20 protein-coding genes are annotated in these 20,512 nt (G+C 36.5%); 4 read left to right on the top strand and 16 right to left on the bottom strand.

Going from position 1 to position 20,512, the window contains the following annotated elements; translation table 11 throughout:
* Positions 1–5: 5 nt before the first annotated feature.
* The 5 genes from purT to A2530_RS08245 all read right to left on the bottom strand — a co-directional run bounded on the left by purT (position 6) and on the right by A2530_RS08245 (position 7,023).
* Complete coding sequence (gene purT, locus A2530_RS08265; RefSeq protein WP_294883254.1) at positions 6–1,169, bottom strand: formate-dependent phosphoribosylglycinamide formyltransferase; 1,164 nt, start codon at positions 1,167–1,169, stop codon at positions 6–8.
* A gap of 52 nt (positions 1,170–1,221) precedes the next feature.
* Positions 1,222–3,390, bottom strand: coding sequence for a flagellar hook protein FlgE (flgE, locus tag A2530_RS08260; RefSeq protein ID WP_294883256.1), 2,169 nt, complete (start codon positions 3,388–3,390; stop codon positions 1,222–1,224).
* A gap of 198 nt (positions 3,391–3,588) precedes the next feature.
* A complete protein-coding gene (locus tag A2530_RS08255; protein ID WP_294883258.1) occupies positions 3,589–4,845 on the bottom strand; it encodes a flagellar hook protein FlgE in 1,257 nt (418 codons plus the stop codon).
* Positions 4,846–4,856: 11 nt separating this feature from the next.
* Positions 4,857–5,522: a FlgD immunoglobulin-like domain containing protein gene (locus A2530_RS08250; RefSeq protein ID WP_294883260.1), complete on the bottom strand. Its 666-nt coding sequence runs from the start codon at positions 5,520–5,522 to the stop codon at positions 4,857–4,859.
* 10 nt (positions 5,523–5,532) lie between these two features.
* On the bottom strand, positions 5,533–7,023 hold the full coding sequence (locus A2530_RS08245) for a flagellar hook-length control protein FliK (RefSeq protein WP_294883262.1): 1,491 nt from the start codon (positions 7,021–7,023) through the stop codon (positions 5,533–5,535).
* Between the two features lie 87 nt (positions 7,024–7,110).
* Between A2530_RS08245 and A2530_RS08240 the strand changes: the two genes are divergently transcribed.
* Positions 7,111–7,362 (top strand): hypothetical protein, encoded by a 252-nt coding sequence (locus A2530_RS08240; RefSeq protein ID WP_294883264.1) that lies wholly within the window; start codon positions 7,111–7,113, stop codon positions 7,360–7,362.
* On the opposite strand, the gene A2530_RS08235 is transcribed toward A2530_RS08240, so the two are convergent.
* From A2530_RS08235 to A2530_RS08225, 3 genes are read right to left on the bottom strand one after another with little or no spacing between them, the layout of a single operon-like run.
* The gene (locus A2530_RS08235) at positions 7,349–7,765 is read right to left on the bottom strand and encodes a hypothetical protein (RefSeq protein WP_294883266.1); all 417 of its coding nucleotides are present in this window, start codon (positions 7,763–7,765) and stop codon (positions 7,349–7,351) included. The two genes, A2530_RS08240 and A2530_RS08235, sit on opposite strands and share 14 nt — an antisense overlap.
* A gap of 59 nt (positions 7,766–7,824) precedes the next feature.
* Complete coding sequence (locus tag A2530_RS08230) at positions 7,825–8,802, bottom strand: argininosuccinate synthase domain-containing protein (RefSeq protein ID WP_294883267.1); 978 nt, start codon at positions 8,800–8,802, stop codon at positions 7,825–7,827.
* A 43-nt stretch (positions 8,803–8,845) separates the two neighbouring features.
* Positions 8,846–10,126 (bottom strand): DEAD/DEAH box helicase, encoded by a 1,281-nt coding sequence (locus A2530_RS08225; protein ID WP_294883269.1) that lies wholly within the window; start codon positions 10,124–10,126, stop codon positions 8,846–8,848.
* 97 nt (positions 10,127–10,223) lie between these two features.
* Here A2530_RS08225 and A2530_RS08220 point away from each other — a divergent pair, with 97 nt between their 5' ends.
* Entirely contained in the window at positions 10,224–11,126 is a 903-nt protein-coding gene (locus tag A2530_RS08220; protein WP_294883271.1) for a hypothetical protein, read from the top strand.
* A 10-nt stretch (positions 11,127–11,136) separates the two neighbouring features.
* On the opposite strand, the gene dnaG is transcribed toward A2530_RS08220, so the two are convergent.
* The 4 genes from dnaG to A2530_RS08200 all read right to left on the bottom strand — a co-directional run bounded on the left by dnaG (position 11,137) and on the right by A2530_RS08200 (position 14,121).
* On the bottom strand, positions 11,137–12,789 hold the full coding sequence (dnaG, locus tag A2530_RS08215; protein WP_294883273.1) for a DNA primase: 1,653 nt from the start codon (positions 12,787–12,789) through the stop codon (positions 11,137–11,139).
* A 112-nt stretch (positions 12,790–12,901) separates the two neighbouring features.
* Positions 12,902–13,030, bottom strand: a complete 129-nt coding sequence (locus A2530_RS08210; protein ID WP_294883275.1) for a hypothetical protein — start codon at positions 13,028–13,030, stop codon at positions 12,902–12,904.
* A gap of 140 nt (positions 13,031–13,170) precedes the next feature.
* A complete protein-coding gene (locus A2530_RS08205; RefSeq protein ID WP_294883277.1) occupies positions 13,171–13,497 on the bottom strand; it encodes a nitrogen fixation protein NifQ in 327 nt (108 codons plus the stop codon).
* A 75-nt stretch (positions 13,498–13,572) separates the two neighbouring features.
* The gene (locus A2530_RS08200; protein WP_294883279.1) at positions 13,573–14,121 is read right to left on the bottom strand and encodes a redoxin family protein; all 549 of its coding nucleotides are present in this window, start codon (positions 14,119–14,121) and stop codon (positions 13,573–13,575) included.
* 136 nt (positions 14,122–14,257) lie between these two features.
* Between A2530_RS08200 and A2530_RS08195 the strand changes: the two genes are divergently transcribed.
* Positions 14,258–15,883: a sigma 54-interacting transcriptional regulator gene (locus A2530_RS08195; protein WP_294883281.1), complete on the top strand. Its 1,626-nt coding sequence runs from the start codon at positions 14,258–14,260 to the stop codon at positions 15,881–15,883.
* A 38-nt stretch (positions 15,884–15,921) separates the two neighbouring features.
* Here A2530_RS08195 and nifT read toward each other — a convergent pair whose 3' ends face one another.
* From nifT to A2530_RS08175, 4 genes are read right to left on the bottom strand one after another with little or no spacing between them, the layout of a single operon-like run.
* Positions 15,922–16,143 (bottom strand): putative nitrogen fixation protein NifT, encoded by a 222-nt coding sequence (gene nifT / locus A2530_RS08190; protein ID WP_294883283.1) that lies wholly within the window; start codon positions 16,141–16,143, stop codon positions 15,922–15,924.
* Positions 16,143–17,807, bottom strand: a complete 1,665-nt coding sequence (locus A2530_RS08185) for an L-aspartate oxidase (RefSeq protein ID WP_294883285.1) — start codon at positions 17,805–17,807, stop codon at positions 16,143–16,145. Before A2530_RS08185 ends, nifT begins: the two co-directional genes overlap by 1 nt.
* Positions 17,797–18,921 (bottom strand): aldo/keto reductase, encoded by a 1,125-nt coding sequence (locus tag A2530_RS08180; protein WP_294883287.1) that lies wholly within the window; start codon positions 18,919–18,921, stop codon positions 17,797–17,799. Before A2530_RS08180 ends, A2530_RS08185 begins: the two co-directional genes overlap by 11 nt.
* A gap of 1 nt (position 18,922) precedes the next feature.
* On the bottom strand, positions 18,923–19,894 hold the full coding sequence (locus A2530_RS08175) for an iron-sulfur cluster assembly scaffold protein (protein ID WP_294883289.1): 972 nt from the start codon (positions 19,892–19,894) through the stop codon (positions 18,923–18,925).
* A 121-nt stretch (positions 19,895–20,015) separates the two neighbouring features.
* Here A2530_RS08175 and A2530_RS08170 point away from each other — a divergent pair, with 121 nt between their 5' ends.
* The gene (locus A2530_RS08170) at positions 20,016–20,414 is read left to right on the top strand and encodes a P-II family nitrogen regulator (RefSeq protein WP_294883291.1); all 399 of its coding nucleotides are present in this window, start codon (positions 20,016–20,018) and stop codon (positions 20,412–20,414) included.
* Positions 20,415–20,512: the final 98 nt, after the last annotated feature.

The following is a 20,512-nucleotide window of genomic DNA, read 5'->3' as shown; positions in this document are numbered from 1 at the left end:
TCTCTTTAAATGTCTTTAATTTTTGTTATTAATTCTCTTGATTTTGACAGTGCTTTTTGTACTTCATCAAAAACAAGTGCAACAGCAAGTCTTCTGCCTTTATGAGCTTCTGGCTTACCAAAAACTCTAACAAAACTATTATCACTAAATAGACTATCATCCACATCAATAACAGGAGCATAGTTGTGAGCCTCTGATTTAAATGCCGCAGATGCACCGGAACCATAAAACGTAAAGCCTAAAGGAAGTCCTAAAACTGCTCTTAAATGAAGTGCAAACTCGCTTTGAGACTGTGTTATAAGCGTAACCATTCCCGTATCATGCGGACGAGGAGAAACTTCTGAGAAATAAACTTCATCACCCTTTACAAAAAGCTCTACTCCAAAAATACCTCTGCCACCTAGACCATCCGTAATTTTCTTAGCTATCTCTTGTGAACGCTCTTTTGCTAGCTCGCTCATCTGCATCGGCTGCCATGAAAAAACATAATCGCCGTCTCTTTGCTCATGACCTATAGGTTCACAAAAAACAGTCTCTTTGCCGTTTCTAGCCGTAAGCATCGTTATCTCATAATCAAAATCAATAAATGCTTCAACTATAAGTTCGCTTGCATCGCCTCTTGCCTCTTTAGCCATCTCCCAGGATGCAGGAATATCATCAATGCTTCTTGCCACACTTTGACCATGCCCAGACGAGCTCATAACAGGTTTTATAACACATGGGAATCCCATACGTTTTGCCGCTTCCTTTAAACCCTCTTGTGTCGTTACAAACTCATAAGGTCCTGTTTTAAGCCCTAACGCTTCTGCGGCAAATGTACGAATATTTTTTCTATTCATAGTTTTACTAACAGCATCAGCATTTGGAATAACGTTATACCCATTTTTCTCAGCCTCAAAAAGTGCATCTATACTGATTGCCTCTATCTCTGGTAAAATATAATCAGGTTTTTCACGGTAAATAATTTCTAAAACTGCATCTTTATTTTGCATATTTACGACGTATGAGCGGTGTGCTACATGATGAGCGGGTGCATTTTCATATCTATCAACTGCTACAACCTCAAGACCGAGCCTTTGAGCCTCTATTGCGACCTCACGACCTAGTTCGCCTGAGCCTAGTAACATGATTTTTTTTGAATTTGATTTTAGCGGAGCGGAGAATTGCATAAAAATTCCTTCTTTTTTATTGAAGGAATTATATCCAAATCGGATTAAAACCTTATTGTTTTAATCCTATTAGAGTTTGAAGAAGCTGATCGGAAGTGGTAATTGTTTTACCGTTTGCCTGATAACCTCTTTGAATAATTATAAGTTGTGTTAATGAGCGTGACAAGTCAACATTTGATGCTTCAAGCGCAGATGACTGCATAAATCCGCGCCCTGCCGTTGCCGCTGTTCCGATTATCGGGTCACCTGAGTTGGCAGTTTGTGTATAAACATTCCCGCCTTCGGTTGATAGACCCTCATTATTTGTAAATTTTGCCATACCGATTTGTGCCAAACCAAAAGAACGACCGTTTGAAAATGAACCGATTAAAGTACCGCTTTGATCTATCCTGATACCTACTAAATCCCCGCCCGTATAACCGTCTTGAGAGATTCCCGATGTTGATGAAACAGAATCAAAACTTGTCATACCGTCAAATCCGTTTGCAGTTCCTAAGTTGATAGCGACTTGTTGGTTTGAAGCAGAACCGTTATTTGCGGTAAATGAGACGTTTGGAGGGTTAAAAGTCGCTAATGAACCGTCATTGTTAAATCTTATAGAACCGGTTTTTTCATTAGTGGGAGCAACAGTATCAATTGTTGCAGGTTCAGGAACACTTATTTTCATATTCCATGTACTACCTGTAGATGAGTCAACAGCTACTTTTCTATATTCAGTTCTAAGAGTATGTTTTGAACCCAACGAATCGTAAATATCTATACTAGCGGAGTGCGTTGCTGCATTAAAACTTTGTGAAAATGCTTTTCCGGTAGTTCCTGAAGGCAGTGTTGAACTTAACGCTTCCATGTTTCTTGTAAACTTTGCATTTTCCGTTATTCCACCACCGACGACACTATCAGCAGTCATACCCGTAATTGCTAAACTGATATCATAATCATCAGTTGCTCCACCTGGATTGGTAATCTCAAATTTTCCCTGAGCGTTAATAATAATTGAAATATTATTGTCTGTTGTTAAAACATCCGCACTTCCATCCGCATCGACTGATTTAGCCTCAATTTCCATTGCATAACGCAAATCTGCTATTGTTTTAAATTTTTTATCCGCTCCCGCTACTGTTGTAGCTCCTGTTGGGTCATACTGATATCTATATGCGGTAGTTACAGAATCTAGCACTGCCAAACCACTGTTCACATTGCCTACTGCACTTATTCTAATGTTGTGAGATGCTGCACCGTTAGAATTTGTATTTGTTAAATCAATTTCATTATTAGTTGCATCGTATGTAGCTACAATCCCTGTTGTAGATGTCTGTGCGTTTATTGCAGACAGAAATCTTGCTGCATTATCGGCAACCGTATTTCCTGCCAATCCGCCTGTTGTAGTTATCTGCTTGGTAGTACCGTCATCAAGAGTGAATGTTATATCAAGCTCAACAGCACCGGCAACGACATTACCGCTTCCTGTTGTTGTAGAATTTTGAAATGATGCCCAAATTCCTTGACCGGTTTGAAGACTAAATGCTTCTCCGCTATCATTGAACATTACACCTAAATCACCTGAATCAATCGGGTTTCCGTTTGCATCTTTAGCATCTCCGTATCCTACATTTGCAACACTATACGGAGCACCGGACTCAACGGAATAAGCAGGCGAAAAAGTTTTTACCAGTGGACCTGAATTTAGGTTTGCTTTTATAACCACATTTTGCGTAGGACTAGCAGGAGTAGTTAGTCCCGGAGGTATATTTATATTTGTAATAGGTGCTGTTGCATCTACAAAACCGGTAGTTCTATCTCTTAACCATCCTTGAACTATAAAACCGTTGTTATCTACAAAATTTCCGCCTGCATCAAATTTAAAGTCGCCTGAACGTGTATATTTGTAAGTATTACCGCCATCGGGAGAGATTATAAAAAATCCATCACCTTGAATAGCAACGTCGGTATTTTTATCCGAATTTTCAACTGAGCCTTGAGAAAATATACGAGTCATTGAACTAACAGTAGAACCAAGTCCGACTTGAACCGGATTTTTACCGCCGAGTTCTCCTTGCGGAGCAGTAGCAATTGCCTTTGTTTGAGCAAGAAGATCTGAAAAGTTGGCACGAGAATATTTAAAACCTATTGTATTAACATTTGCAATATTGTTTGACTCTACATCCATCGCAACTTGATGAGACTGTAGTCCGGATACTCCGGAAAAAAGTGACTTTAACATATTAAATCCTTATCATAAATTTAAAACGCCCTCGGAGCAAAGCCCCGTTAGGTTATACTAGCCGATTGGCACAAAATAAGAGAGTCATTTTTTACCTTCAAAAATATCTCTTAATCAATTTGCCTCAAACAAGGCAAAAAAATTCTTAACATAGTAAGAATTATCAGCATTTAGTGTTCCAACTTAATTTCTTCTACCCTATCTATGCATACTCAATGCTTTTTGTATCATCTCATCAGCTGTTTTAATACATTTTGAGTTAGCATCATACGCTCTTTGCATTATTATAATCTCTGTTAATCCAACTTCCATTTTTACATTAGAACCTTCAAGCAGAAAGTTTGATATTTCGGTACCGATAATATTTTTACCGTTTTCATCCTGAAAAAATATAGGCTTACCGCTATTTGTAGATTCACTAAATCTAGACCCGTTTACCCTATCAAGCCCTCTGTCATTTTGAAAATGATATACTGCTATTGCACCTACTGAACTCTGCATTCCGTTAGAAAATGTTGCTACGATTTCTGCATTTTTATTTATATCATATCCGAGCAGTTCTCCCGCCTGAATCCCATTTGAAGAACTTGATGCTGCAAATTCTCCTTTTATGGATGTTATACCGCTAAATCCGGTACTTAAATCAACCTCTACGCTAGAGCCGTTATTATCTATTGTAGGCAGTGTACTTGAAACTAATGCACCGGCATAATCAAATTCTACGACTCCACTTTTCGTATCATATATCGTTTCTCCGTCTAAGCTCTCGGCAGTAGCTACAACATTCCATTGACTTCCCGGCAAAACTTGTGGGTCAACTTTACTAAACTCAAGTCTTATACTATTATTATTGCTTTGCGGATCAACGGCTTTTGCACTCATAACCCTTATTTCATCATCAACACCTAAATTTCCGTAAAACTTTACCTTAGTTGTAGGTTGAACAGGAAACTCTAAACTCTTTGGCATTTGAAGCATTTGTTGAGTGCTAGCTTCACCTAACTCTACCTCTGATAACTGCTCTGTCAATATGCCGTCTTTTATATTCGCTCCGATTGTTCCTAGCACATAATAACCATCGGCAGTTACTAAGTCTCTATTTTTGTCAAACATAAAACTTCCATCACGCGTATATAACGGCTTACCTTCACCTTGAATACCAAACCAGCCATCACCCATAATAGCCAAATCAGTACTTCTCTCACTTAACTCTAAAACACCGACACCCTCATCCATAACGACACCATTAAGTCTAGCACCTACTCCGACGCTGCTATTTATACTTGATTTATTTGAATCGGTGTTTAAAGCCTCTTCAAAAAGTGATGAGAACTCTGCACTATAGCCGCGAAATCCGGTAGTATTTATATTTGCCAAATTATCGGAAATTACATCTATACCGTACTGATGTGTTTTAATCCCGTTTATTCCGGTATAAAAAGCTTGAGTCATCATAATAGAATCCTTTAGTAAACTTCTTTAATATTCTCTAGTGCAACATAGCTTGAACCTACTTTAACATAAGTTTTACCGCTATCAAATTTAACAGATTCGATAGGATATGCGCCTACTCTAGTCTTTAGTGTATCGCCGTTTGGATTTGTGTATGAAGCAGTTGAGTAATATATTCCGCTAGTAACGCTGCTACCGCTTTGATTTGTACCGTCCCACGTAAACTGATATACCCCTTTTGGATTTGTACCTACATCCAATGTTTTTATAACATTTCCGTTAACATCCATTATCTCAACGCTTCCATGATCTATTTCATCAGGAAAGTAGATTTCAAAAGTAGTATCGGTTCCCTCATCAAGAACTATTGCATTACTACCTATATCTGCCGTTTTACCTATTGCAGATACCGTAGAAAACTGTTGAGAATTTCCAAGTGCAGCCGTTAATGATTCTAGAGCCTTATTAGTATTTTCGGAAGACTCTAAAGTTGCAAGTTGCGATGTTTGACTCAGAATTTTCTCACTGTCCATAGGCTCGGTCGGGTCTTGATTTTGAAGCTCAACCAAAAGAAGTTTCATAAAATCATCTTTTCCTAAAACCGTCTTGTCTTCAGTTGCGGTCGAAGTCGCATACTCTGCGTTTGTAGCAGCATTTAAGCCTGTTGATGTGATTGCCATTTTGTATCCTTTATATGTACTTTGGAACTATTATTTCTAAAGAGCTTAAAATCTCTTCTTTGCTTTGTTCATTTTCAAAGTAGTTATACTCTTCGTTAGCTCGGCGCTCATTTTGTCTTTGCTGGTGCTGTGCGTTACTGTTTGAGTCACTATTTTGCGAACCGTTACTAAAATTTAATGTAGCATTATTTATTCCACTGTTATTTAACTGTGTTTTCAATTCATTTGAATTCATTGAAAGCATATTTATTGCTGAATTGTTTGAGCTGATATTTACATGTAGATTTTTACCTCTTTGAACAACCGTCAAATCAACTTCACCCAAATTTTGCGGATTTAACTGTACCTTTACCCTTGTAAAAGGAGATTTATACTCTTCAATAGCATTTTTAATATCCGATGAGAGATATTTAATCATCTGCTTTGCTTCATTTAGTTTAAGCTCAAAACTATCTGCCTTATGAACACCTGACATCTCTGTTTTACCTGTTGAGGGGTTTTGTTCATTTACAAATGACTCACCTTGCAAAAGTTTCTCTAATGTTTTTGTGTTCTCTTGAGTTGCACTAGGTGCTATTACTTTAGCAGTAGCAACCGAAAAATCTGCAGTTAGCGAAGAGTTGTTTGCACTTGATTTTTCACCGCGAAGAAGAAGTTTTAATGTTTCATCCGCTTTTTCTTTTGGTGTTTTTTCTTCTGTTTTATGCAAATTGTTTATTTTGGCTTGAACTATCTGCTGTGTAGTCGTATGCTCAGATGAAGTTTGTGCTCTAAAAAGAGGTGTTGTTTTTATCTCTTGTTGAAGCTGTATCGTTTTCTCGCTATTTTTTTTATCATCTGATGAGAGTGCTTCAGCGTTTTGTACATTATTAGCAGCTATATTTTTTTGTTTATCATCACTAGGTGACGTCTTTATTTTTTTATCTTGAGTCATATCTTTTGAAAAAAGCTCTTCTTTTATTAGAACTTTTTTATCTTCTTTAGCATCTGTTTTATTAGTCTGAACTTTTACCTCTTCAACGGTAATTTTAGTCACATCAATACCGAGTTTTTTAGCAGCTTCAGCCAAGCCTTTAAGAGTTTTTGGAAGCTCTTTTATCTCTGATTTCTTATACTCATCACTGTTTAGAATTTTTTCTTTAAGATAATTTTTTGCATCGCTAACTAGTGCTTTTAGCTCTTGACTGCTCAAAGAAGCTGTAAGTTTTGGATTTAACTCTAGTGGCTCTTGGCTACTTTTTTTAGATACTTTGTCCTCGTTTTTTAAAAGAGATGACAATATTTCTGTTTTTGAGCTAGTTTTTGGTGTTTTGATACTTTTTTCTTCACTACCGAGCGATAGTATCAAAGAGCCGTTTTGAATGACTTTGCCATCTTTTTTTTCACTGACTCCCTTTAGTAACTCTGAAAATGATAAAGAGCCTTTCTCATTTTTAGGCGATAAAGCAAGAGGCGATGATGAAGATGAAGTTTTACTATTTTGATTATCCAATAAAATCATTATCTGCTCCTTTTTACAAAGATTTTATAAGATATAGCACAAATTATTCCACTATTAAATTTATTAAAAAACTACCGATATAGGTGCATGATTAAATTATTGCTTCTATCATTAGCTATTTTCTTTATTTCTCAAGGTTCAGCTGAGTCTTTATCTAAAAAAAATATGGATACTTCGGTTTATAATACTAAGAAAAATGAGATAAATAGACAAGCATCGGAAAATAAAAAAATTAAATGCAGATATGTTTGCGATAAAAAAGTGTATAAAGAGCAGAAAATATCAGAGGCAATAGAGTTTTATAAAAACTCAAAAGATTATAAGTTTAGTAGGGATTAAAGCTATTTAAACAAGTTAAATCATTTTTATATTTTGCACCTGCTAGATTTTTTAACTCTTCTATAAGTGCTTCTGATTTCTCTCCGTCTATCGGATAACTTACAACGCAGGAGTTTAAATCTTTTGCAAAAAATTCGCTAAACATATTTTTTACGATAGCGGCACCGTATTTGTCGGTATATGGGAGTATGAAAAAATAGTCCGATTTGCTATTAGAAATAGAGTCTGAATTTCTTAGTATCTGCTCAAGCGAACTATTGATATCCGTCTGTTTAACTTTTGAAAAATCACAATATAACAAAGTAAAACTCTCTGCACGGTTCTCATCAAGTCTTTGAACCAAACCTATACTCAAATCAAGAAGTTGTTTAAAATTGTCAAATGTAAAATGTACTCCGGCCATACTCTGCCTCAAATTTTAAAATTTTACAAAGTATATCCAAATAAAAATAAAATAAATATCTACATGACAGTGTAAGGTTTTATCTCATCTCTTGAAATAAAAGGTGTTGCTTCTATCTCATCTTCTTTATAAGATACTTTATAACTAACACCATCTTTTGTTTTACAATATGTTAGAATTATTTTTGCAGCAAGCTCTTTATCAGCTTGTGTTGCACTCTTGCTAAGTAGAGAGTGCGGAGCCGGCAAATCAATAGCTTTTAAGTGATAGTATTTTTCATTATTTATATTTTGCAGATGCTTATTCTCTTCCTGATTTCTTCCAACTACAAGTTTTGCACCATCAGGTAGTCGCAGATGACGACCAAATTTCATGATAGGAATATCCTTAACTTCAAACGTATCATATTTTATAAAATCAAACATTTTTTTGGCAAAATTCTCATCAGTTAAAAGGCACCCTCCACCCGGGCTTTCAAAATTCTCTAAACCTATCTCTTTTACAAGCTCTAGCTGTCTGTCTCTGCTTCTTCCCGTAATTCCTTCGAGTTTTTCTCTATCTACCCACCCTTCTATTTCAGCTATTGTCGGAACCAAAGCTTTTGCGGAGAGAGGACGAAGAAGCAGACCTTCACAGTTGCTCTCGTTTAAAACTGTTTGAAGAGCATCTTTATTTTGACTCATTGGGCGTTGCCCCATAACTTCACCACTGATTAGAAATGAAGCGCCTTCTGCTTCCATTATACGCTTAGCAACTGCAAACATTTTAGCATGACAATCTATACATGGATTGAAATTTTTACCGTAACCGTGTTTTGGGTCAAAGAGTACATCTTGTAAAAATTCGCTCTCTATATCTATTATCTTAAGCTCTGCTCCGACTTGATTGCACATACTTTGCATATGCTCAAGTCTATCTTTCGTACTTCCAAAGCCCGTATTAATATTTACCGCCAAAACCTCTATGCCTTGGTCTATTATAAGCTTCATCGCCAAAGTTGAGTCTAATCCACCGCTAAAAAGTGCGATTGCTTTCATCTTTTTCCCTTGTTATGTAATAATTAAATTACAGAATTATACACTACTTATTCCCTCTTGTACCAGAGTGGCTTCGTGATGATTTTTTTGGCGCATTTGTAGCAGGTCTGTTTTGAGCTCTACTTCTTGAATTACTACCTTTCGCACCTCTGCCTCCGCCTTGATTTATAGGTTCTGCTTTTATAGAAGGGTCAGGTTTAAAACCTTTTAGCCAAATTTTTGGGATATCATTTTTGATTAGTTTTTCTATATTTGCCAAATACTCATGCTCATCTATACAAACTAACGATATTGCTTCGCCTACATTACCGGCACGACCCGTTCGCCCTATCCTATGAACGTAATCCTCAGGAACATTTGGAAGTTCGTAATTTACTACATGTGGAAGCTGGTCTATATCAATACCGCGTGCCGCAATATCTGTTGCAACCAAAACTCTTATTTCACCGTTTTTAAAGTCAGCCAAAGCTTTTGTTCTTGCATTTTGACTCTTGTTTCCATGAATTGCAGCAGCAGTTATGCCGTCTTTTTCAAGCTGTCCAAAGAGGCGATTTGCCCCATGTTTTGTTCTTGTAAACACGAGTACTTGTTTCCATTTACCTTCATTTATCAAATGTGTTAAAAGCTCTCTTTTACGAACGCTATCAACAGGATAAACTGTCTGTTTTACGCTCTCTGCGGCAGTGTTGCGGCGTGCGACTTCTATAAGAACCGGCGAGTTTAACAATCTATCGGATAATTTTTTAATCTCATCTGAATATGTAGCCGAGAATAGCAGATTTTGTCTTTGTGAAGGTAGTATTGCCAAGATTTTTTTAATATCGTTTATAAAACCCATATCAAGCATTCTATCGGCTTCATCAAGTATAAGAAATTCAACGCTTTTTAAATCTATGCTTTTTTGGGAAATATGGTCTAAAAGACGCCCCGGAGTTGCAATAACAATATCAACACCTTTGCGAAGCTGTACTAACTGCGGATTTATTTTCACTCCGCCAAATATAATTGCAGATTTGAATGGAAGATGTTTTCCATAAAGCTCTACACTCTCTCCGACTTGAGCCGCCAACTCCCTTGTGGGCGTTAGTATAAGCGCTCTCACGCTGTGCTTTGTTTTTGATGGTTTTGCTCTGCTTAGAAGCTCAAGAAGCGGAAGAGTAAAACCGGCAGTTTTACCTGTTCCTGTTTGCGCACCTGCTAAAATATCTCTTTTGCTTAGTATAACCGGTATCGCCTCTTTTTGAATAGGGGTAGGCTCGTCATACCCTTGATCTTTAATAGCTTTTAATATAGGAGCTGATAAACCTAGTGAGTTAAATGACATTCATTTCCTGAGTTGTAATATTTATACATAATAGCATAATTTATGGTAATGTCGGATATAATTTGCACTAAATTTAAATACTCTCTTAGGACTTCCTATGTCAAGCAACCAAATAACCTTAAAACACGGTAAGCATCGTGTTCATCCATGTCCTAACGATAAAAAATTATCACTTCTTAATTTATTGATAACCCAAAACAACTCTTTGAAAACTATTGTTGTATCTTCAAATAATATTGAAGCTATAAAAGAGGCTATAACTGCAGAAAATGTTACGGTTTTAAGTGATAGTGAGCTAATAGAGTTGCCTGAACTTACATGTGAATTGCTTATTAGCTACGATTTACCTTCTGATGCAGATATCTACATGTCAAGATTGGCAAAAACTACAGATAGTGCAACTATTTTACTTGATATTAATGAGCAAAAAGAGCTATATCCCATAGAAACACTTCTTAAAAGAGTAATAAAACAAGAAATAATCAAAGGTTTTGAGTATGAAGAGAAGCAGACTATTGTAATAGCACAACAAAAGCCAAAAAGAGAGTACGCTTTTAAGACGGATGCAAAAGAAAAATCAGAGCGTAAACCATTTGAGAAACCAAAATATGACAAGCCTAAAAGAGACGGTGAAAAATCAGAGCGCAAACCATTTGAGAAACCAAAATACGACAAACCTAAAAGAGACGGTGAAAAATCAGAGCGTAAACCATTTGACAAACCAAAATACGACAAGCCTAAAAGAGACGGTGAAAAATCAGAGCGTAAACCATTTGACAAACCAAAATACGACAAGCCTAAAAGAGACGGTGAAAATAGTAAAAAACCTAATAAATTTTTAGGTAAAGACGAAAACGGCAAAGCCATATTTGCTAGTAAAAGCGGAGAGAGAAATCATCGCTATGACGGAAAACCAAAAGATACATATGAAGCACCAAAAAAAGTTGGAAGAAAAATATCTATAAAAGAGCGTAAACCAAAAGAGACACCTGAGTCATAAAGAGCAATGTTTAGCTCTTAAAAGTTACAAGCTCTCCTTTTTTTAACTGCGAGATTTTTCCTCTATATCTACGAATATGAAAGGCCTTTTGCTCAAAAGAGATATCTGTCTGCAAATTTATTTTTTTGTATTCTCTCTCGTAATGCTTCATTAAAAATGCTATAAGTTCAGCCTTTAGAGCCTCTTCATTTTCAAGTGAAAGTATCTTTTCATCTACTGATATTGCCATAAGCCGCGGCTCGTCAAACTTTCCCTTTAATGCCAAAGCAAACTCAAGTGAATGAAACTGCAAAAGCGAAGGATCAAGCACATCTAAAATTTGATTTGTAAACTCTGGATGTTCTAAAACCGTTTTTATTAAACTAAGCTCCCACATATCTCTATGACGGCTACTATCAATAACAGTTTTATTTTGGTTAGTGTTCGCTTGGTTAGCCAATCTTACAAATGAAGGATTAATTCCCAATCGTTGTGCCAAATATGTTTTATATTTATCCTGAAGCATTGGGGAGAGAGTTTTAAGATATCCGATAGCCTCTTGCATACAAGCTTCTTTAGCCTTAGGGTCTAAAAGATTGTAAAGCGATAAAATCTCGTCTAAAACAAACTCTATAAACGCTTGAGGAGTTCTAAACATAGTTGATAGTTCCTCAACTTCACCATTTTTTACCATATCCGCAGGGTCTAAACCCTCTTTGAAAATAACAACGCCGCCGTTAAATCCGCTTGCACTTAAAAGTTTTGATGCTTTTAAAGCAGCCGCGCGTCCTGCCTTGTCTCCGTCATATGCCATTATAACTTTTGGCTCGCCTTTACGTAATAGCGGCAAATGCTCTGTAGTAAGCGCCGTTCCCAAAGTAGCAACCGCATTTGTAAAACCTGCTTGATGAAGCATTATAACATCAAGATAACCCTCTGTTATAACTATCTGTTTTGTTTTATGAATACTCTGTTTTGCATGATGGTAGGCATATAAAAGACGCGATTTATTAAAAAAAGGCGTTTCGGGCGAATTTACGTACTTTGCCTGATGTCCGCTTATGGTTCTCCCGCCAAACCCGACAATAGAGCCGTTAGCCGAATGAATAGGAAATGTTATACGCTCTATAAATCTTGCAAAATTCCTTCCGCCTTCATACCCTATAACTCCCATCTCAACCGCTTCGCTCATACTGAAAAGTTCAGATTTTATAAAATTAATCGTTGCATTTGAATCAGGTGCATATCCGATACCGAATTTTTCTACACTGCTCTCATAAATACCGCGCTCTTTTATGTAAGAGATTGCCTGAGGATTTTTAGTAAAAAGGTATTGATACCGCTCATTAATTTTTTCCATAAGATTTGAACGAGGTTTGCTGTTTTTTTTGTCGCTGTACGAGAGAGAGAAATTATATGTGGATGCAAGCTTTTCCAGTGCTTCTGGATAAGTTAATTTTTCATGTTCAATAACAAATTTTATACTGTCACCGCCTACCCCGCATCCAAAACAGTGATATATCTGTTTTGCCGGACTTACTACAAATGAAGCGGTTTTTTCGCCATGAAAAGGACATGGCGCTTTATAGTTTGCACCGGCTTTTTTAAGCTCAATGTACGAACCAATAACATCAACAATATCAATGCGCGCTTTGAGGGCTTCAATAGAATCTTGAGTAATCATAAATAGATTATACAAAAATGTTAGTTAAAGAGAGTTTGGGATTTTTTAAATAGTTGTCACTAAGACAGGAACGGTAATACCTGTCTTAGAAGGAGAAATAGTTTTTTAGATATTAGTAAATATCTGTGCTTGGGTGATTAGGTTTACTAATCGGTGTTTGTACATCTTTAATGTCATAGTGTACAATGTTGTCAGCTTGGATGGCACCTAATATTAACATTATAGTTAAAATTATTTTCATTTTGTATTCCTTGGTAAGAACGCATTACGCTCTAAATTTTTAAATCGGAGAAATTTTATCCGATTTAAAAATTTTAGTTATTGATTTGTGTCAATTTGTAATAAAAAAGTAGTATATTTTTACTACAACATCATAAATATTCATATATTTACGCTTATACAGCTAAAGCATGAAATATTATCGCTGCAGTTTTTACATGCAGGAGCTATTTTACCTATCTCGTCGTATATAAATTTTTTCCATAACTTATCCTTTGGTTTATCTTGTGCTAAAGTCGGAAAATTTCTTTGCATAAATCTACCCATCTCTGTTCTGCTTTTAAGCCCCAAATCACTATATAAATGTCCCATCGCCAATGATTTATATGCTACCCAAGGAGCTAAAACATCATGTGCAAGAGAGTTTACAGAATGCTTTTGGAGCAAATCACAAACCTCTTTTTCTACTATTTTTAAATCCATTTTCATGATAAATCTCCATCTCAACTGTTTTTAAATAACAAAATTGTCATATTTTGTCCTATTGTGTTGCAAATAAAACTATTAAACACTCATCCAGTTTTCATGTGTATGACCCTTTTTCTCTTCGCTCAAAATTTTATGAACTGCTTTTATACAAGCATCATAATCAACTTCATCAACTATTTCTCCGACTAGCTCTTTGTATGCTACTTTGCCATCACTATCAATTAAATACACTGCTCTAGCAAGACGATTTTTAAGTTTGCCTTCTTTGATTAAGAGACCGTATTTTTTTGCAAAATTCAAATCAGCATCTATTACAAGCTCTGCGCTGTCGATATTCTCGTTTTTTACATACTCTTTTACAAATTCGATATCATCGGTTGTTACCATAATCGTCTCTAGTTTTTTAAACTGCTCTACAAGCTTGTTAAATTTTTTAGCCCCAAGCGAGCATACCTCTGTTTTAAGAGAAGGTATAGAAACAATAAGCTGTAGATTTTGAGCTATCATTCCGATTACATTTTTACTGCCGTCTAACTTTGTAATTCGTGCAGCAGGTGCTTCACGACCTACATCTATCTCTTTTCCCTCAAGCCTAGTTAGCACTCCATTTACAGTTATATTCATATATAATCCATTTTTTCTAATATATTAAAAAGCTATATGCATAACCTGTTCTAATATAAAAGATTACTCTATTGACTATTTTTTATACAATTAACTGCCTACTTAAATAGTATAATTTGAAAAAAGAGTAGTTTTCATGTCAAAAAAAATTCATACCCCAGAAGATGAAGATTGTCAAACATGTACTCTAAAATTTGCCTACGATGAGATTAATATACTCTATGAGATAGCAGTAATGCTCACAAATACGGTAGATACGAAAGAGTGCATAGAAAAAGCGATGATGATGCTTAAGCGAAAATCATATCTTGAGAGATGTGCGCTGTTCCTTATTAATGATGATGGCGAGTACTTAGAACTTTTTGCTTCTATAAATATAACACCTGCTCAACAAAAAATGGCAAGATATAAAATAGGCGAAGGAGCAACCGGTCTTGCCGCAAAAAGCGCAGAACCCATCGTAATAGAAAATATTCATAACAATATTAACTACTTAAATAAAATTGGCACTGCAAATACAAAATCTATATCTTATGTTGCTACCCCGATTATTCAAGACAGCGGAGTGATAGGCGTCTTATCCGCTAACATTGATGAGTCAAGTATAATAGATTTTGACAATATTGTTCACATGCTTACAATAGTGGGTTCACTCTTTGGCGGCAATATATCTATGCAAAAGAGATTTGCGCAGGAAAAAGAGAGTTTGGTAGAGCTAAAAACATACTATAAAGACCAAGCGCTTAGCGAGTACAGGTTTGAAAATATAATCGGTAAAAGCTCTAAAATGAAACAGATATTTAACATGTTAGAGACCGTTTCGCCATCTGATGCCACCATTTTAGTAAGAGGCGAAACAGGTACGGGTAAAGAGCTAATCGCTACGGCGGTACACAATCTAAGCAGACGTAAAAATGCTCCCTTCATAAAACTAAACTGCGCGGCAATAAGTGAGACCCTGCTTGAGAGTGAGCTTTTTGGGCATGAAAAAGGTGCTTTTACAGATGCTAGGGAGACTAGAAAAGGAAGATTTGAGTTAGCTGACGGAGGAACGCTGTTTTTGGATGAAATAGGCGATATAACACCCGCTCTTCAAGTAAAACTTCTTAGAATCCTTCAAGAGCAGGAGTTTGAACGTGTCGGCGGTACTAAAACAATTAAAACAAACGTTAGGTTAGTAGCTGCGACAAACAGAAATTTAGAAAAAATGGTCAAAAGCGGCGAATTTAGAGAGGATTTGTTTTACCGCTTAAATGTCATTCCAATCAATCTGCCGCCGCTTCGCGAAAGGTATGAAGACGTCAAACTTTTGATTGAGCACTATCTTCATAACTTTACAAAAGAACATAGAAAAGAGATGTCTTTTTCTAAACAAGCACTTGAGGTTTTGCTTGACTATCCATGGCCGGGAAATATTCGTGAACTTCAAAACACAATGGAGAGAATAGTTTTAATATGCCCAAACGGAGTTATCAATCCAGAGATGTTAAATCACGTACTCCCTTTTAACTATCAAAAAATGCACATGAGCATGGAGAGTGAAAAAACAGTCATACTGCAAGAGAATCTGCCTGCTCAAAATATAGAGGAAATAGCGATACCGCAGACTATGACTAAAAATAGAATTTTAGAGATTGAAAAAGAGTCGATTATTAAAGCATTGGTTGATAACCGCGGCATAAAAACAAAAGCAGCGGCACAACTTGGGATGAGTACCAGACAGATTACATATAAAATCAAAAAATATAATATAGAATTTTAAGATTTAATACTTTGGAAACCCAAATAAAATAGTCTATTTTAACTATCTCCTCTTGATATTATTTTAGCGTTTACCTCATTTGGAAGTTTTTTTACATGTGGCTCTATATACCATATATCGCCGTTGGTCAAATTAATATTTCCGCCCCATTTTTCCTCGCTATCAAACTCTAACGACTCTATAATCTCTTCCATATCTTTTTTAGCTACGTAAAATAGCACCTTACCCTCATCATTTTCTCTTAACATAACTTTTGCCATTACAAACTCCTTGTTTTAAATAATTTACTTAAATAGTGCCATAAACCATTACGAGCGCTATTTTTAAAACTTACTTTGAAATTACTTTCATTCATCTGCTCTATATATGATTCACTGCCAAAATTCTTATCATCCTTTTGGGGATAATCATCTCTGTAGTGAACGCCTCTGCTCTCCTTTCTGCCTAACGCACTAAGTACCATTGCTTCGGCAATTAAAAGTGCATTTTTAAACTCTATAATCGAAGCTAGTTCCACATTGTCATGTAAATCTTTGTTTACACAATGCAGTCCGTATTGCTGCTGCATCAGATAATGTACATACTCTAATGCAGACGATAATGAATCTTCACTTCTAAACACTCCTGCATTTTTAAATAAAAAGCCGCCGAGATTTTTTCTCATGGCATTTATATTAAAGAGACCCTCTTCGCTTAGTATCAAATCTACTTTGCGGGACTCTTTTTCAACATACGCATAATCAATCGGCAAAAAATCTCTTCTAAGTGCTACATGTGCTGCCTCTTTTCCTGCAAGTCTGCCAAAATAAGCACCCTCTAAAAGTGAATTTCCCCCTAATCTGTTAGCACCGTGCACACCGGTAACGGCGCACTCTCCACATGCAAAAACATAAGGCATATCGGTGGAAGTATCGCCTCTTGTCCATATCCCTCCTATACTGTAGTGTGCCGATGGCGTTATAGCTAACAGCTCTTTTGTTATATCTACTCCGGCACTGCTAAGTGCCGTTTTTTTAGCAGAGGGAAGTTTTTCGTCTATAACTTTTTCGCCAAAATGACGTAAATCCAAATATACTTTATGACCCTCACTCATATGCTTAACAATGGCACGAGACAATCTATCACGTGTTTGAAGCTCATCGGTAAAACGCTCCCCCTCTTCATCGATAATATATCCGCCTTCTCCACGCGCCGCTTCGCTTATAAGTGAACCGCTATTAACTAATGTTGTGGGATGAAACTGTACAAACTCCATGTTACTAAGCCGCATATTTGCACGAAGCGCGGCGGCTATAACATCGCCTGAACTCTCCTGAGAGTTTGTGGTATGAGAGCGAAAAATTCCTGCATAGCCGCCGCCTGCTAAAACCAATGATTTACATGCAAAAGCTATAACTTGTGAATTACGGCGGCGAAGAACTGTTATGCCTGATAATTTGCCTTTATACTTTGTAATATTTAAAAACTTATGATTTGAAAGAATATCTACGCCTTCTTTTCTGCATTTTAAAAACAGAGTTTGAACTATTGAAGCGCCTGTTCTATCGGCAATATAACATGTACGATTTGCACTTGCTCCGCCAAATGGACGCTGTTTTATATTGCCGTTATCGTCTGAGTCAAAACCGACACCCATTGCTTTTAATTCGTCTATTATATTTGGAGCTTCTGCGCACATACTCTGTATATTAGCCTTGTGAGACAAACCGTCAGAACCGCTAATGGTATCGTTTACATGTCTGTCTATAGAGTCATAAGCGGACAAATCGATAACAGCATTAATGCCCCCTGATGCTACGGATGAGTTTGAACGAAAAGGATTGCCTTTAGTAATTACCGCAACTTTTAAGCCGCTTCGCTTAGCGTATAACGCTGCATAAAGTCCTGAAATACCGCTTCCTATTACTATTACATCATATAACATTGTTTTCTCCGTACAGTTTAGATATTGTCTCTTTATCTGCTTTAGGCAGATAAGCAAGCAATAAATTATCTTCTACATGTTGTGGGTCAATCGCTCCAAAAAGCGAACTGACTACGCTACTGCTTCTTGCAAACTGCAAAGCGGTTATAACATCATTAAAATCATTTGTGCCGAGTGACTTGCCGAGGCTCTCATCAAACTTTTTTTGAAAAATATTTGCTTGAAGAAGCGAAGATGAGCCTATTATTTTCAAGCCATAACCATAAACCGCCTGCATAAGCGTATAGTATTTTCCATCGGCTCCCATTTGATTTGAAAAACCGTATGCCTGTGTTTTAGCGATACTATAAGGTGCTTGAATATATTTAAAATGATGGTTTGCTCCCCCTGCTTCTAGTGCAATTTCTACCATATCTTTAAGCGATAGATACTCCTTGTGTGTCTCATCATATAAAAAACCGTTCCAAGTAGCAATTCCGTAGTTTCTTATTTTTCCCTCTTTTACAAGTTGTTCAAAAAGCTCAAACGCTTTTTTGACTCTTTTTTTCAACTCTTCATAATCAATATATCCGAGTTGCATCTCAGGATTGTGTAAAAATAAAATATCTAATGTTTTCAACCCTAAGTTTTTCAAAGAGTTCTCAACGCTCCATCTTAAATAATCCGGAGTCATACAGTGCTGATCTACGATAATCTCTTCTTTAGAAGCTAAATTTTTATCAATCACATTCTGCTCAATCCATGTATAAGGATTTTTCGGGAAAGGAAAATCAAGCGGCACAAATCCTGCTTTTGAGGTAATAACCAACTGCTCTCTGGTAGCTTTTTTCTCATAAAATAGTTCACTTAAAGCCTCTCCTATCTCTCTTTCGCTAGTCTGATAACGGTAGTTTATTGCCGTATCTATCAAATTTATTCCCTTTAGTACGGCAAGTTTTACCGACTCTTTATAGTTGATAACATAGTTCTCTTCTCTGTATGGCTCTTTACGAAAAGTACCCAGACCCAGTGAAGATACAAAAACTTCTCCATCAAAACGGTAAAAATCTTTACTATATTTTTTGAACTGTTTTAGATAAGCGAAGGTTGCCTCTTTTGTTGCATAAGTGTTCATTTTAAGTTACAACCACTTTTATAGGAGCTTTTAATTTAAAGCTTAACATGTCTTCTATACCCGCTAGAGTAGTAGTCGTATTCATAGAACAGCTCATGCATTCGCCTTGATATTTTATAAGAATATTCAAAGCTGAATTCTCGTCGTTGATATCTATCAGCTCTACGTTGCCGCCGTCAGCCTTTAGCGTCGGGCGGATATACTCCTCTAAAATGGACTCTACGCTCTTGATTTTTTGAACAAGACTCATAGATTCAAATCTTCCCTCGCCCTTTGCTTCAATAATTTTGCGTGCATTCTCTTCGGCTGTTCGCTCTTGGAGAATCTCGTTAAGTAAATCAATCAAGTAAACATCTTTGGCTTCATGTCCGCCCGGTTTTATACATGACTTACAAAATCCGCCTGCTTTGGTATAGTCGATAATCTCCTCTATGAAAGACAATTTATTTAGCTTTATAACCTCTTTTAGCGTATCTTGCGATACTCTGGCGCACTCACATACGATAAACTCGCTCTCAAGACTCTCCATATCAACATTTTTATAGATTGATGCCGCTTTTTTTATAACATCGTATGCCATGACGGAGCAGTGCATTTTTTGCCCCGGTACGGCAGGAATATCGGGATTGTCACGGAGTGCTTTTTCAACATCGATATTTGTGATTTTTAAAGCATCGTCAACAGTTTTGTTCAAACATAACTCTGCCATCATATCGGATGACGCTATGGCAGTTCCGCAACCAAAACTCTTAAACTTGCTTTTTTTAATCTCATCTGTTTTTGGGTCTATCAACCAGTACAGTCTTACCGCATCCCCACAGCTCTCAGCTCCGAAATCTGCGATTATAAGTCTGTTTTGTCCTGCTTCAGATTCGGTTATCTCTCCCATATTTGTCGGTTGATTCATCCTTTTTTGTACCTCTTGCGAATACTCTTCCCAAAGTGCGCCGCCGATTAAATCATCTCTTGCCATAGAATCCTCTTTGTAAATAGTTTAAAAAGGGCAATGCAATTACTATTCTTGACATAAAAAATTTTGCTAGAACAAAACTTGCATTCTGATTTATGAAATATAAAAAAACAAAAGGATTTACATGTATCAACTTACTGCGATATTTAACAAAATCTGTCTAAATGACGTCTTGCAAGACCTTTATGAGAAAAAAATAGAGGGTATAACAGTTATAGATGTTATAGGAAAAGGCGGCATTGGAATTACTGAGGAGGGCGGAACTCCTGATTTGGATCCAAAAGTGAAAGTTGAAATAATTCTTTCATCTGAGGCTTTCAAAGAGATAGCAAAAGAGGCGATAAGAGCAAACACTCAAGACCTAGGTCACGGAGCAGGCAAAATGTGGGTAATCCCTGTTTTGGAGGTTGAACGTATCCGCACCGGAGAAAAAAATGAGGCTGCTCTTACTCAATCTTACATAAGCAGAAAAAAAAGCAGCAACAGTAACTATTTTACAAATGTTGACACTCCTGCAAGCTAAAAACCCTACAATAAAAAAACGACATTTTTAACAGTGATTTGTCGTTTTTTTGCATTTTAAACCTCATCCCCACAATTTCAAGTTATAATAAATCTAAA

The sequence above is a fragment of the Sulfurimonas sp. RIFOXYD2_FULL_34_21 genome, from assembly GCF_001830805.1.
Lineage (GTDB): Bacteria > Campylobacterota > Campylobacteria > Campylobacterales > Sulfurimonadaceae > Sulfurimonas.
Note: the sequence above shows the minus strand (reverse complement) of the source record. Positions and strands in the feature narration are given on the sequence as shown.

What these genes read in the sequence shown, in the direction of transcription:
- A2530_RS08175 (WP_294883289.1), bottom strand. Translation starts at nt 19,894, where the DNA reads ATGGCAAGAGATGATTTAATCGGCGGCGCACTTTGGGAAGAGTATTCG.
- A2530_RS08170 (WP_294883291.1), top strand. Translation starts at nt 20,016, where the DNA reads ATGTATCAACTTACTGCGATATTTAACAAAATCTGTCTAAATGACGTC.
- A2530_RS08255 (WP_294883258.1), bottom strand. Translation starts at nt 4,845, where the DNA reads ATGATGACTCAAGCTTTTTATACCGGAATAAACGGGATTAAAACACAT.
- A2530_RS08180 (WP_294883287.1), bottom strand. Translation starts at nt 18,921, where the DNA reads ATGAACACTTATGCAACAAAAGAGGCAACCTTCGCTTATCTAAAACAG.
- A2530_RS08220 (WP_294883271.1), top strand. Translation starts at nt 10,224, where the DNA reads ATGTCAAGCAACCAAATAACCTTAAAACACGGTAAGCATCGTGTTCAT.
- A2530_RS08185 (WP_294883285.1), bottom strand. Translation starts at nt 17,807, where the DNA reads ATGTTATATGATGTAATAGTAATAGGAAGCGGTATTTCAGGACTTTAT.
- A2530_RS08235 (WP_294883266.1), bottom strand. Translation starts at nt 7,765, where the DNA reads ATGGCCGGAGTACATTTTACATTTGACAATTTTAAACAACTTCTTGAT.
- A2530_RS08225 (WP_294883269.1), bottom strand. Translation starts at nt 10,126, where the DNA reads ATGTCATTTAACTCACTAGGTTTATCAGCTCCTATATTAAAAGCTATT.
- A2530_RS08205 (WP_294883277.1), bottom strand. Translation starts at nt 13,497, where the DNA reads ATGAAAATGGATTTAAAAATAGTAGAAAAAGAGGTTTGTGATTTGCTC.
- A2530_RS08245 (WP_294883262.1), bottom strand. Translation starts at nt 7,023, where the DNA reads ATGATTTTATTGGATAATCAAAATAGTAAAACTTCATCTTCATCATCG.
- flgE (WP_294883256.1), bottom strand. Translation starts at nt 3,390, where the DNA reads ATGTTAAAGTCACTTTTTTCCGGAGTATCCGGACTACAGTCTCATCAA.
- A2530_RS08240 (WP_294883264.1), top strand. Translation starts at nt 7,111, where the DNA reads ATGATTAAATTATTGCTTCTATCATTAGCTATTTTCTTTATTTCTCAA.
- dnaG (WP_294883273.1), bottom strand. Translation starts at nt 12,789, where the DNA reads ATGATTACTCAAGATTCTATTGAAGCCCTCAAAGCGCGCATTGATATT.
- A2530_RS08195 (WP_294883281.1), top strand. Translation starts at nt 14,258, where the DNA reads ATGTCAAAAAAAATTCATACCCCAGAAGATGAAGATTGTCAAACATGT.
- A2530_RS08210 (WP_294883275.1), bottom strand. Translation starts at nt 13,030, where the DNA reads ATGAAAATAATTTTAACTATAATGTTAATATTAGGTGCCATCCAAGCT.
- nifT (WP_294883283.1), bottom strand. Translation starts at nt 16,143, where the DNA reads ATGGCAAAAGTTATGTTAAGAGAAAATGATGAGGGTAAGGTGCTATTT.
- purT (WP_294883254.1), bottom strand. Translation starts at nt 1,169, where the DNA reads ATGCAATTCTCCGCTCCGCTAAAATCAAATTCAAAAAAAATCATGTTA.
- A2530_RS08250 (WP_294883260.1), bottom strand. Translation starts at nt 5,522, where the DNA reads ATGGCAATCACATCAACAGGCTTAAATGCTGCTACAAACGCAGAGTAT.
- A2530_RS08200 (WP_294883279.1), bottom strand. Translation starts at nt 14,121, where the DNA reads ATGAATATAACTGTAAATGGAGTGCTAACTAGGCTTGAGGGAAAAGAG.
- A2530_RS08230 (WP_294883267.1), bottom strand. Translation starts at nt 8,802, where the DNA reads ATGAAAGCAATCGCACTTTTTAGCGGTGGATTAGACTCAACTTTGGCG.